Origin of the sequence: Serratia sp. OLAL2 (genome assembly GCF_002752475.1) — a bacterium.
Classification (GTDB): domain Bacteria; phylum Pseudomonadota; class Gammaproteobacteria; order Enterobacterales; family Enterobacteriaceae; genus Serratia; species Serratia bockelmannii.
On sequence record NZ_MSTL01000011.1, the window covers coordinates 11,247 to 22,998 of the forward strand.

At 59.5% G+C, this 11,752-nt stretch carries 11 protein-coding genes; 5 read left to right on the plus strand and 6 right to left on the minus strand.

Annotation, left to right across the window (positions count from 1 at the left end; genetic code table 11):
* Positions 1 to 2: 2 nt before the first annotated feature.
* The 3 genes from BVU99_RS08560 to zipA all read right to left on the minus strand — a co-directional run bounded on the left by BVU99_RS08560 (position 3) and on the right by zipA (position 3,335).
* Complete coding sequence (locus BVU99_RS08560; protein ID WP_004936441.1) at positions 3 to 218, minus strand: DUF3820 family protein; 216 nt, start codon at positions 216 to 218, stop codon at positions 3 to 5.
* Positions 218 to 2,239, minus strand: a complete 2,022-nt coding sequence (ligA, locus tag BVU99_RS08565; RefSeq protein WP_049209341.1) for an NAD-dependent DNA ligase LigA — start codon at positions 2,237 to 2,239, stop codon at positions 218 to 220. Before ligA ends, BVU99_RS08560 begins: the two co-directional genes overlap by 1 nt.
* A 79-nt stretch (positions 2,240 to 2,318) precedes the next feature.
* On the minus strand, positions 2,319 to 3,335 hold the full coding sequence (gene zipA, locus BVU99_RS08570) for a cell division protein ZipA (protein WP_043140339.1): 1,017 nt from the start codon (positions 3,333 to 3,335) through the stop codon (positions 2,319 to 2,321).
* Between the two features lie 221 nt (positions 3,336 to 3,556).
* Here zipA and cysZ point away from each other — a divergent pair, with 221 nt between their 5' ends.
* From cysZ to crr, 5 genes are all read left to right on the plus strand, one after another.
* Positions 3,557 to 4,315 (plus strand): sulfate transporter CysZ, encoded by a 759-nt coding sequence (gene cysZ, locus BVU99_RS08575; protein WP_025303781.1) that lies wholly within the window; start codon positions 3,557 to 3,559, stop codon positions 4,313 to 4,315.
* Between the two features lie 185 nt (positions 4,316 to 4,500).
* Positions 4,501 to 5,469 (plus strand): cysteine synthase A, encoded by a 969-nt coding sequence (cysK, locus tag BVU99_RS08580; RefSeq protein WP_004936453.1) that lies wholly within the window; start codon positions 4,501 to 4,503, stop codon positions 5,467 to 5,469.
* Positions 5,470 to 5,868: 399 nt separating this feature from the next.
* Positions 5,869 to 6,126 carry a phosphocarrier protein Hpr gene (gene ptsH, locus BVU99_RS08585; RefSeq protein ID WP_004936458.1) on the plus strand — a complete coding sequence of 86 codons (258 nt, stop codon included), beginning with the start codon at positions 5,869 to 5,871 and terminating at the stop codon, positions 6,124 to 6,126.
* Between the two features lie 46 nt (positions 6,127 to 6,172).
* Positions 6,173 to 7,900: a phosphoenolpyruvate-protein phosphotransferase PtsI gene (gene ptsI / locus BVU99_RS08590; RefSeq protein ID WP_025303782.1), complete on the plus strand. Its 1,728-nt coding sequence runs from the start codon at positions 6,173 to 6,175 to the stop codon at positions 7,898 to 7,900.
* Positions 7,901 to 7,949: 49 nt separating this feature from the next.
* A complete protein-coding gene (crr, locus tag BVU99_RS08595) occupies positions 7,950 to 8,459 on the plus strand; it encodes a PTS glucose transporter subunit IIA (RefSeq protein ID WP_004936467.1) in 510 nt (169 codons plus the stop codon).
* 75 nt (positions 8,460 to 8,534) lie between these two features.
* On the opposite strand, the gene BVU99_RS08600 is transcribed toward crr, so the two are convergent.
* From BVU99_RS08600 to cysM, 3 genes are all read right to left on the minus strand, one after another.
* Positions 8,535 to 9,860: an ATP-binding protein gene (locus BVU99_RS08600; protein WP_099816959.1), complete on the minus strand. Its 1,326-nt coding sequence runs from the start codon at positions 9,858 to 9,860 to the stop codon at positions 8,535 to 8,537.
* A gap of 6 nt (positions 9,861 to 9,866) precedes the next feature.
* Positions 9,867 to 10,547 (minus strand): response regulator transcription factor, encoded by a 681-nt coding sequence (locus BVU99_RS08605; protein WP_049294915.1) that lies wholly within the window; start codon positions 10,545 to 10,547, stop codon positions 9,867 to 9,869.
* 252 nt (positions 10,548 to 10,799) lie between these two features.
* Positions 10,800 to 11,681 (minus strand): cysteine synthase CysM, encoded by an 882-nt coding sequence (cysM, locus tag BVU99_RS08610; protein WP_025303785.1) that lies wholly within the window; start codon positions 11,679 to 11,681, stop codon positions 10,800 to 10,802.
* Between the last annotated feature and the right edge of the window lie 71 nt (positions 11,682 to 11,752).

Below are 11,752 nucleotides of genomic sequence, written 5' to 3' on the forward strand. Positions count from 1 at the left end.
GTTCAGCTTTTCTTCAGCGGCTTGACCAGGTGGTCAAGCCCTTCGATTTTAATCGCCAGCGTCATCTCCATCAGCATGCCGAGCTTGCCTTTGGGGAATTCGCCCTTGCGGGCGAACCACAGCAGGTACTCTTCGGGCAGATCGATCAGCACCCGCCCTTGGTACTTGCCGAACGGCATCACGGTATTGGCGATCTCCAGCAGGTTTTCTTTTTCCATCACTCACCCAGCAAGCGGATCATCTCCGCTTCGTCGATCACGGCGATACCCAGCTCCTGCGCCTTCGCCAGCTTGGAACCGGCCGCCTCACCGGCGATCACCAGATCGGTTTTCTTCGACACGCTGCCGCTGACCTTGGCGCCCAGCGCCGTCAGGCGATCTTTGGCCTCGTCGCGCGACAGCTGGCTCAGCGAGCCGGTCAGCACCACGGTTTTGCCGGCGAACGGGCTGTCTATCTCTTCCGCCGCCACCACCACCGGCGCCGGCCAGTGAATGCCGATCTCGGCGCCCACCAGCTCGTTGATCACCTGCTGATTGAGCGCTTCATCGAGGAAGTTGCGAGTGTGTTTGGCCACCACTTCGCCGACGTCCGGCACCTCTTTCAGCGCCTCGATGTCAGCGGCGAACAACTTCTCGAGCGATCCGAAATGCGCCGCCAGGTTGGCGGCGGTCGCTTCGCCGACCTCGCGAATGCCGAGCGCATACAGGAAGCGGGCGAAGGTGGTCTGTTTAGATTTCTCCAGCGCATTGACCAGGTTCTGCGCCGATTTCGGCCCCATGCGATCCAGACCGGTCAGAATGCCGGCGGACAGCCGGAACAGATCGGCCGGGTTCTTCACGTACTCCTTGTCCACCAGTTGCTCGATGATCTTGTCGCCCATGCCTTCAACGTCCAGCGCGCGGCGGGAAACGAAATGCTTCAACGCCTCTTTGCGCTGCGCGCCGCAGATAAGACCGCCGGTGCAGCGCGCCACGGCTTCGCCTTCCACGCGCTCAACGTCGGAGCCGCACACCGGGCAGTGCAGCGGGAACACCACTTCGCGCGCATCCTGCGGCCGGCGGTCTTCCAGCACCCCCACCACCTGCGGGATCACGTCGCCGGCGCGGCGCACGATCACCGTATCGCCGATGCGCAGCCCCAACCGCTCAATTTCATCGGCATTGTGCAAGGTGGCATTGCTGACGGTCACCCCGGCCACCAACACCGGCTCAAGGCGGGCCACCGGCGTAATCGCGCCGGTGCGGCCAACCTGAAACTCCACTTCGCGCACCACGGTGATCTGCTCCTGGGCCGGGAATTTGAACGCCGTCGCCCAACGCGGTGCTCGCGCCACAAAGCCCAGCGTTTCCTGCAGATCGATGTCGTCAATCTTGATCACCACGCCGTCGATGTCGAAACCGAGCTGTGCGCGTTCCTGCTCGACCTGACGATAAAACGCCAGCACTTCCTCGCTGCCGGTGCGGCGCTGGGCGCGATCGCTAACCGGCAGGCCCCAGGCCTTGAACTGCATCAGGCGCTCAAAGTGGCTGCGCGGCAGCTCGCCGCCTTCCAGCAGGCCGACGCCGTAGCAGAAGAAGGTCAGCGGCCGTTTAGCGGTAATGCGCGGATCGAGCTGGCGCAGCGAACCGGCGGCGGCGTTGCGCGGATTGGCAAACACCTTGCCGTCTTTGCGCCGCGCCTCTTCGTTCATCTGTTCAAAACCGGCCTGCGGCATGAACACTTCGCCGCGCACTTCCAGCCGGCGCGGGATGTTGTCGCCGGTCAGGCGCAGCGGGATGGCGCGAATAGTGCGCACGTTGGTGGTGATGTTCTCCCCGGTGGTGCCATCGCCGCGCGTCGCCGCGCGCACCAGTTCGCCGTCTTCATACAGCAGGCTGACCGCCAGGCCATCCAGCTTCAGTTCGCAGCAGAAGGTCAGCGGATCGCTGCTTTTGAGCCTGTCCTGCACGCGCTTGTAAAACGCCAGGAAACTTTCTTCGTCGAACACGTTGTCCAGCGACAGCATCGGCACTTCGTGACGCACCTGGTCGAACGCCGCAAGCGGCGCCGCGCCCACGCGCTGGGTCGGCGAATCGGCGGTGATCAGCTCCGGATGCGCGCTCTCGAGCTCGCGCAGCTCACGCATCAGGCGGTCATATTCCGCATCCGGCACTTCGGGCGCATCCAGCACATGATACTGGTATTCATGATGGCGCAATGTGGCTCGTAGTTGATTGATTTGTTGGATTATCGATTCCATGGCTCACCATCAAAGATAAAAAACCCCCGGCTAGCGGGGGCTTTGTTGTTACGGATGTTCAGTGCGCGCGGCAACCCGGTCAGGCGTTGTTTTCCAACACTTCACGGATACGCGCTTTGTAGGTTTCCAGCTTCTGCGGCGTCATCATGCGGCGCTCGTCGTCCAGCACCACGCCGCCCACGTCGTCGGCGATGCGCTGCGCCGACTGCAGCATCAGCTTGAAGTTCTGATTGGCGTCGCCGTAAGACGGCACCATCATGAACATCGACACGCCCGGCGTGGAGAAATCGGACATCATGTCAGGATCGAACGACCCCGGCTTGACCATGTTCGCCAGGCTGAACAGTACCGGGCCGCTGCCGGCCGGGCTGATATGGCGGTGGAAGATGCCCATCTCGCCAAACTGGAAGCCCGCCTGCAACACGCTCTGCAGCAGCACTTCGCCGCCGATCACGCCGCCCTGATGGGCCGCGACGTGCAGCACCAGCACGGTCTCTTTCAGCTTAGCCTGAATTGGCGCAGCCGCAGGCTGCGGTGCAGGTTCCGGCGCAGGCTTCACTTCCGGCGCTTGCTGCACAGGAGCCGGTTCGGCGTGGAATGCCGGTTCTGCCCCCTGCGGCGCCTCATGTTCATGCGGCAGATCGTCGACGCGCGGCTCACGGCGCACGGCCGGTTGCGGTTGCTGCGGTTCGGCCTGTTCTTCGTCCGGCGCGTAGTTGTTCAGCAGGATATCATCATATTCCGGCCGCTGAGACAGCGGAGGCGGCGTCTGATGGGCAGCCGGCTGAACGGCGTGGGGCGCTGGCGCAGCCGCCGGAGCGGGCTTCGGCGCGGCCACGGGTTCTTCGCGTGCGGCATCGAAATGGCCGAATGACGGCTCGTCTTGCGGGTGAGCGGCGCGTACGCGCACCTCACCGACGCCTTCTTCGAGATCGTCGATCGGAGTTTGTTCACGTTCCTTTTGGGAACGTTTGGCTGGGCGATCGCGGAAGAGCGCTGACCGTTCTTTGCGACTGGTCCACAGACCGTGCAATAACAGCGCTATTATGGCGATCGCGCCAACAACGATTAATATCAGACGCAAATCCTGCATCATTGCTATCTCTGTTGTTCCAATACATTGCCACCGCGGCAAACATTCACTCTTTAACTCTATTTGCCCGCGCACACAAGTGCAAGTCCGTGCTGAACTTTATGCCAATAAAGATGATTATACTGCCTTTTTCTGCTGGTTTTTCAGCCAACCCTACCCTAGCCAGTGGAAAATCATCCCTATATGATAATGATGCCTGTTCAGACAACGAGATAACTTAAGATATGTCCTATACGCAGCTTCCTTCCCGCTCGACCAGCGGCATTCACTATTTCGCCGAAGGCTGGCGCCTGATTTCGCGCCCGGGGATTAAACGCTATGTGGTCCTGCCGTTGCTGGTCAACGTGCTGCTGATGGGCTCCGCTTTCTGGTGGCTGTTCAGCCGGCTTGGCGATTGGATCCCGGCGATGATGAGCCACGTTCCCGACTGGCTGCAATGGTTGAGCTACCTGCTGTGGCCGCTGGCGGTCATTTCGGTGCTGCTGGTGTTCAGCTATCTATTCAGCACTATCACCAATCTGATCGCCGCGCCGTTCTGCGGCCTGCTGGCCGAGCAGCTCGAAGGCAGCCTGACCGGCAAACCGCTGCCGGACACCGGCCTGCTCGGCATCGCCAAAGATCTGCCGCGCATCATGGCGCGCGAATGGCGCAAGCTAATGTATTACCTGCCGCGCGCGCTGCTGCTGCTGGCGCTGTACTTCGTGCCCGGCATCGGCCAGACGGTGGCGCCGGTGCTGTGGTTCCTGTTCAGCGCCTGGATGCTGGCGATCCAGTATTGCGACTACCCGTTCGACAACCACAAGGTGAGCTTTGCCGACATGCGCCGCGCTTTGCGCCAGCACAAAACCGACAATCTGCAGTTCGGCGCGCTGGTCAGCCTCTTTACCATGATCCCGATCCTCAACCTGGTGATCCTGCCGGTCGCCGTCTGCGGCGCCACCGCGATGTGGGTCGATCGTTATCGCACGCAATTCGTCCGATAATCGCTGTTTTTTACCGCCGACAGCGCGGGAATTTTCGACAGGGCGCGCATTTCGCGCCCTTATCATTGTGCTTAAAACTTATTTCCTAATAACATATAGATATACCAATTCTTTACTTCCCTGCCGGTACTGTTAGCGTATGCTTTCGATGTTCCCCACATTTTCATAGAGTTAAAGGACGGGCTATGAGCAAGATATATGAAGACAACTCATTAACAATCGGCCATACGCCGCTGGTTCGTCTGAACCGTATCGGCAACGGACGCATTCTGGCCAAGGTTGAATCACGCAACCCGAGCTTCAGCGTCAAATGCCGCATCGGTGCCAATATGATTTGGGATGCGGAACAACGCGGCGTGCTGACCGCCGGCAAGGAACTGGTGGAGCCGACCAGCGGCAACACCGGCATCGCGCTGGCCTTCGTCGCCGCTGCGCGCGGTTACAAGCTGACGCTGACCATGCCGGAAACCATGAGCATCGAGCGCCGCAAGCTGCTCAAGGCGCTGGGCGCCAATCTGGTGCTGACCGAAGGGGCGAAAGGCATGAAAGGCGCCATCGCCAAAGCCGAAGAGATCGTCGCGACCGATCCGAACCGCTACCTGATCCTGCAGCAGTTCAGCAACCCGGCCAACCCGGCCATCCATGAAAAAACCACCGGCCCAGAAATCTGGGAAGACACCGATGGGGAAGTCGACGTGTTCATCTCCGGCGTCGGCACCGGCGGCACATTGACCGGCGTCAGCCGCTACATCAAGAACACCAAAGGCAAGGCCATCACCACCGTGGCGGTCGAGCCGACCGACTCGCCGGTCATCAGCCAGGCGCTGGCCGGTGAAGAGCTGAAACCGGGCCCGCACAAGATCCAGGGCATCGGCGCCGGCTTCATTCCGGGCAACCTCGATCTTGACCTGGTGGATCGCGTCGAGAAAGTCTCCAACGACGAAGCCATCAGCATGGCGCGTCGTCTGATGGACGAAGAAGGCATCCTGGCGGGCATCTCCTCCGGCGCAGCGGTCGCGGCGGCGGTGAAACTGGCCGAAGAACCGGCGTTCGCCGACAAGACTATCGTGGTCATCCTGCCCTCTTCCGGCGAACGTTATCTCAGCACCGCGCTGTTCGCCGATCTGTTCACCGAGCAGGAATTGCAGCAGTAATTCCGCAACTGCACAAATCGCTAAAAAAGCACCCTGCGGGGTGCTTTTTTGTGGACTGGATCAAACTTTATAGCAGTCCAAGATTGCTTTTGCCCGTCGCCTTTAGTATTTAACGTTGCATTATTTCGATGCGCAAAATTAATCACTCTCCGAGCACGGTCAAGGCTGAATCGATTTACTCATCTGTCGCCGACGCGGCGAATCGGGCATAATGGGGAGCGGATTGGAACGACGTCTAAAGCCGAGTTTTTTGATCTGAAGTGCCTAACGCGTCGTTTTCTGTTGCATCAACGTTCGCCCCTGTCCATAGTCAGGCGCTATAACCAGACAAGTTAAAGTCAGGCCCCTGGGCTAAACTTTAACTCCACAACATTAATCCAATAAGTTGGGGAAACATCAATGTTCCAGCAAGAAGTTACTATTACCGCTCCGAATGGTCTGCATACTCGCCCTGCCGCTCAGTTCGTTAAAGAAGCCAAAGGCTTCACGTCTGACATCACCGTGACCTCCAACGGCAAAAGCGCCAGCGCTAAAAGCCTGTTCAAACTGCAAACTCTGGGGCTGACTCAAGGGACCGTAGTGACCATCTCAGCTGAAGGTGAAGACGAGCAGAAAGCCGTTGAGCACTTGGTAAAACTGATGGCAGAGCTTGAGTAATCGGCCCGTCTTTTTAGTTAACACCAGTCAAGAGTAAGGTAGGGTTATGATTTCAGGCATTTTAGTATCACCGGGCATCGCTTTTGGTAAGGCTCTCTTGCTGAAAGAAGACGACATCGTCATCAACCGGAAAAAAATCTCTGCTGATCAAGTAGAGCAGGAAGTCTCGCGTTTTCTGGCCGGCCGCGCAAAAGCGTCCGAACAGCTGGAAGCGATCAAGACCAAAGCTGGCGAAACCTTCGGCGAAGAGAAGGAAGCTATCTTCGAAGGCCACATCATGTTGCTGGAAGACGAAGAGCTTGAGCAGGAAATCATAGCCCTAATCAAAGACGATCTGGCCTCCGCAGACGCCGCCGCCTACACCGTGATCGAAGGTCAGGCAAAAGCGTTGGAAGAGCTGGACGACGAATACCTGAAAGAACGCGCCGCCGACGTGCGCGACATCGGCAAACGCCTGCTGCAAAACATTCTGGGCATGCCGATCGTCGATCTGGGCTCCATTCAGGACGAAGTGATCCTGGTGGCCACCGATCTGACCCCGTCCGAGACCGCGCAGCTGAACCTGGACAAAGTGCTGGGCTTCATTACCGATCTCGGCGGCCGCACCTCCCACACCTCTATCATGGCGCGCTCCCTGGAGCTGCCGGCGATCGTCGGTACCAGCGACGTGACCAAGCAGGTGAAAAACGACGACTACCTGATTCTGGATGCGGTTAACAACAAAATTTACGTTAACCCGACCGCTGACGTTATCGATCAGCTGAAAGCCGCCCAGAACCAATACATCACCGAGAAAAACGATCTGGCCAAGCTGAAGGACCTGCCGGCGATTACGCTGGACGGCCATCAGGTTGAAGTCTGCGCCAACATCGGCACCGTGCGCGACGTCGCGGGTGCAGAGCGCAACGGCGCGGAAGGCGTCGGCCTGTATCGTACCGAATTCCTGTTCATGGACCGTGACTCGCTGCCGACCGAAGACGAGCAGTTCCAGGCTTATAAAGCCGTGGCGGAAGCCATGGGCTCGCAGGCCGTGATCGTCCGCACCATGGACATCGGCGGCGACAAAGACCTGCCGTACATGAACCTGCCGAAGGAAGAGAACCCGTTCCTCGGCTGGCGCGCCATCCGCATCGCGATGGACCGCCGTGAAATCCTTCACGCCCAGCTGCGCGCCATCCTGCGCGCCTCGGCGTTCGGCAAACTGCGCATCATGTTCCCGATGATCATCTCCGTGGAAGAAGTGCGCGATCTGAAAGGCGAAATCGAGACGCTGAAGGCGCAGCTGCGCGAAGAAGGCAAGGCGTTTGACGAGAGCATCGAGGTGGGCGTGATGGTGGAAACACCGGCTGCGGCGGTCATCGCTCACCACCTGGCGAAAGAAGTCGACTTCTTTAGTATTGGGACAAACGATCTAACCCAGTATACTCTGGCGGTAGATCGCGGCAACGAGCTGATTTCTCATCTCTATAACCCGATGTCCCCATCAGTACTTAGCCTGATCAAACAGGTTATTGATGCATCTCACGCAGAAGGCAAGTGGACCGGCATGTGCGGCGAACTGGCTGGCGATGAGCGTGCTACACTGTTGTTATTGGGCATGGGGCTGGATGAGTTCAGCATGAGTGCGATTTCAATCCCGCGCATCAAGAAAATTATTCGCAACACGAATTTCGAAGATGTGAAGGCGTTGGCAGCGCAGGCCTTGGCACAGCCAACGGCACAAGACCTGATGAATTGCGTCAATAAATTCATCGAAGAAAAAACGCTCTGCTAAACTTCCACGACACTGGAACGCCGCCCAATTTAATGCTTAGGAGAAGATCATGGGTTTGTTCGATAAACTGAAATCTCTGGTTTCTGATGACAAGAAAGACACGGGCACTATCGAGATCGTCGCTCCCCTTTCTGGCGAAATCGTCAATATCGAAGATGTGCCGGACGTAGTGTTCGCTGAAAAAATCGTTGGCGACGGTATCGCCATCAAACCGGCCGGTAACAAAATGGTTGCTCCGGTTGACGGCACCATCGGTAAGATTTTCGAAACCAACCATGCATTCTCTATCGAATCCGACAGCGGCATTGAGCTGTTCGTCCACTTCGGCATCGATACCGTAGAACTGAAAGGCGAAGGCTTCAAACGCATCGCCGAAGAAGGTCAGCGCGTCAAGAAAGGTGACGTGGTTATCGAGTTCAACCTGCCACTGCTGGAAGAGAAAGCCAAGTCTACCCTGACGCCGGTCGTTATCTCCAACATGGACGAGATCAAAGAGCTGATCAAACTGTCCGGCAGCGTGACCGTTGGCGAAACCCCGATCATCCGCATCAAGAAGTAAGCGCGGATGAGCAAGAAAAACGGCGCCCTCGGCGCCGTTTTTTTATCCCCTTCGTCGTATCCCAATCTCACTACGTTATGACGACCAGCGCGGGATACGCAGGGTAATGACCAGCCCCTCTCTGTCGCCGTTGCGCGCCTCAACCTGGCCGCCGTGCGCCAATACCACCTTGCGGGTAATCGCCAGCCCCAGGCCGTAACCCTTGCCCGACAGGGCCGACTTCACGCGTACGAACGGATCGAAAATGCTCGACAGCTTCGCCTCCTCAACCCCCGGCCCCTGATCGCTGACCGCGATCAGGAACTGGTTATCGACGCGCGTCAATGCCACCGTCACCCGCTGGCCGTGGCTGGAAAAGCGCAGCGCATTGCGCACGATGTTGTCCACCGCTCGCCGCATCAGTTCCGCATTGCCCTTGACGGTGTACTCCACGTCCGACTCGGCCTGCAGCACGATATCCACGCCGGGCACCTGCGCCTCGTAGCGTGCATCACTCACCACCGCATCCACCAGGCCGTACAGATCGAAGTACTCCTCGTCCGGCAGGCTACTGTGTTCGGTACGCGACAACGCCAGCAGCTCGCCGATCATTTTGTCCAGCCGCCCCGACTCGTGTTCGATACGTTTGAGCGAGGCTTCGACGTTACCGGCATTCTGCCGCGCCAGGCCAATCGCCAGCTGCAGGCGCGCCAGCGGTGAACGCAGCTCGTGCGAAACGTCATGAAGTAACTGCTCGCGGGCGCTAACCAGCAGTTCCAGCCGCTCGGCCATGGTGTCGAAATCGCGCGCCACGTCGGACAGCTCGTCATGGCGGCGCCGCATGTTCGGGAACAGCCGCACCGACAGATCGCCCTGCGCCACCCGATCCAGGCCGCCGCGCAGCTGACGCATCGGCCGGGTCAGGTTCCAGGCCAGCACGGCGCTGAACAGCAAACCGCCCAGCCCGCCGACCCACAGCATCGGCGCAGGAATGTTGAAGAAGTGGGAACGCCGCTCCGGCCGATACTCTTCCCGCAGCCCGCGCACGTCATAGCTCAGCCAGTAACCTTGCCCTTCCCCGGTCTGCACCCAGGCGGAAATCGCTTTCGGCATACGACGCCCCTCAAACACCGGTTCTTCCGGCGCGGGCGGCGGCGGTTGGGTCATCGGCGTAACCGACAGCAGATGCCTGTCGTCCTCGGGCCAGTCGCGCATCAGGGCTTCCAGCGCCGGCATACCGCCGCTGCGCAACTGGGTGGCGGCGGAGGTCAGTTGCAGGCCAATGACCCGCCGCGCCATGGCGTTCTCCGGCGGCACATAACGATCGCCATAAAGAGAAAACGCCACCCACAGCGCCTGCGTCATGATGAGGAAGGTCAACCAAAAGCCGAGTAAAATTTTCCAGAACAGTCTTCCGCGCATATCAGGTTACCGGATGCGATAGCCGATGCTGCGTACCGTCTCGATGCTGAGCTTACTGCCGGCCAACGCGCTCAGCTTCTGGCGAATATTGCTGATGTGCACGTCCACGCTGCGGTCATAGGCCTCACGCGGGCGCCCCAGCCCCTTCTCGGACAGCTCGTCCTTCGACACCACGCGATCCGGCGCGCGCAGCAACAGCTCCAACAGATTGAATTCCGAAGCGGTCAGATCAAACGCCTTACCGCGCCATTCGCTGCTGCGGGTTGAAGGGTTCAGCGTCAGCTCGCCGAAGCTGATAGCGGCTTCGTCGTCCGCCTCTTGCGGCCGCTCTTCGAAACGGCGCAGCACCGCGCGCAGACGCGCCACCAATTCGCGCGGGTAGCACGGTTTGGGCATGTAATCGTCGGCGCCCATCTCCAGGCCAATCACCCGATCGATGTTGTCACCTTTGGCGGTCAGCATGATGATCGGCAGCCGGCTCTTTTTACGTACGTCCCGCAGCACGTCAATGCCGCTCATGTCCGGCAGCATGATGTCGAGGATCATCGCGGTATAGTCGCCCGACAGCGCGCCCTCTATCCCCGCCTTGCCCGTCAGCACTAGCGTGGCATCGAAGCCTTCGCCGGTCAGGTATTCGCTCAGCATGGTGCCAAGCTCCAGGTCATCGTCGACCAGTAAAATTTTCATGCCTTGCTCCTTCACCGATTTTCGTTATTTTCCCGCCAATTTCGCCGGCCCGCAGCCGGTTTTACTCAATCCTTACACATCGCTCTTGGCGTCTCTCCACCGTTATTGTGGCCGCTGCCGCGCAATTTCTCTACTTCAGTCATGGCATTGGCGCACGAGCAAGCGGCAGCTACCACGCAAGCGGGGCTGCCGTCTGTCGAAAGGAAAGGGGGAAAGATTCTCCCGACGGAACACACCGCCGGGAAGGAGCGATCAGTCGAACACGCCGGTAGAGAGGTAACGGTCGCCGCGATCGCAAACGATCGCCACCACGACGCTGCCAGGGTGGGCCGCCGCGATGCGCAAGGCGCCGGCTACCGCACCGCCGGAGCTGACGCCGCAGAAAATGCCTTCACGCTGCGCCAACTGGCGCATGGTCTGCTCGGCATCGCCCTGTTCGATATCCAACACCTGATCCACCAGCTCCGGGCGGAAAATCCCCGGCAGGTAAGCAGGCGACCAACGGCGAATGCCGGGGATGCTGCTGCCCTCCGCCGGCTGCAGGCCGACGATCTGCACCTGCGGATTCTGGCTCTTCAGGTAACCGCCCACGCCGGTAATGGTGCCGGTGGTGCCCATGCTGGAAACGAAGTGCGTGATGCGCCCTTCGGTCTGGCGCCAGATCTCCGGGCCAGTGGTGGTGAAGTGGGCATAAGGATTGTCGAGATTGTTAAACTGATCCAGCACCTTGCCCTGCCCCTGGCGCTGCATCTCCAACGCCAGATCGCGCGCCCCTTCCATCCCCTGCTCACGGCTGACCAGGATCAGTTCCGCACCGTAGGCGCGCATCGCCGCCTGCCGTTCCAGGCTCATGTTCTCCGGCATCAGCAGCTTCAGCGTATAGCCTTTCAATGCAGCGATCATCGCCAGTGCAATGCCGGTGTTGCCGCTGGTAGCCTCGATCAGCACGTCGCCGGGCTTGATCTCCCCGCGCAGCTCCGCCTGCTGGATCATCGCCAACGCGGCGCGATCCTTCACCGATCCCGCCGGGTTATTGCCTTCCAGTTTGACCCATACTTCGCTGCCCGCCTGGGCGGCCAGCCGTTGCAGTTTTACCAGCGGGGTATTCCCGATGCATTGTTCGAGCGTTGTCACGATCTTTGCCTGTGTGTTGGTGTGCGTAAAGTAAAAAGGCAACCCTGGGGTTGCCTTGAAAAAAAGGGCTG

Bases quoted from the DNA above. Each gene is read 5' to 3' on its own strand.
- BVU99_RS08560 (WP_004936441.1), bottom strand. From the start codon at position 218: ATGGAAAAAGAAAACCTGCTGGAGATCGCCAATACCGTGATGCCGTTC.
- ligA (WP_049209341.1), bottom strand. From the start codon at position 2,239: ATGGAATCGATAATCCAACAAATCAATCAACTACGAGCCACATTGCGC.
- zipA (WP_043140339.1), bottom strand. From the start codon at position 3,335: ATGATGCAGGATTTGCGTCTGATATTAATCGTTGTTGGCGCGATCGCC.
- cysZ (WP_025303781.1), top strand. From the start codon at position 3,557: ATGTCCTATACGCAGCTTCCTTCCCGCTCGACCAGCGGCATTCACTAT.
- cysK (WP_004936453.1), top strand. From the start codon at position 4,501: ATGAGCAAGATATATGAAGACAACTCATTAACAATCGGCCATACGCCG.
- ptsH (WP_004936458.1), top strand. From the start codon at position 5,869: ATGTTCCAGCAAGAAGTTACTATTACCGCTCCGAATGGTCTGCATACT.
- ptsI (WP_025303782.1), top strand. From the start codon at position 6,173: ATGATTTCAGGCATTTTAGTATCACCGGGCATCGCTTTTGGTAAGGCT.
- crr (WP_004936467.1), top strand. From the start codon at position 7,950: ATGGGTTTGTTCGATAAACTGAAATCTCTGGTTTCTGATGACAAGAAA.
- BVU99_RS08600 (WP_099816959.1), bottom strand. From the start codon at position 9,860: ATGCGCGGAAGACTGTTCTGGAAAATTTTACTCGGCTTTTGGTTGACC.
- BVU99_RS08605 (WP_049294915.1), bottom strand. From the start codon at position 10,547: ATGAAAATTTTACTGGTCGACGATGACCTGGAGCTTGGCACCATGCTG.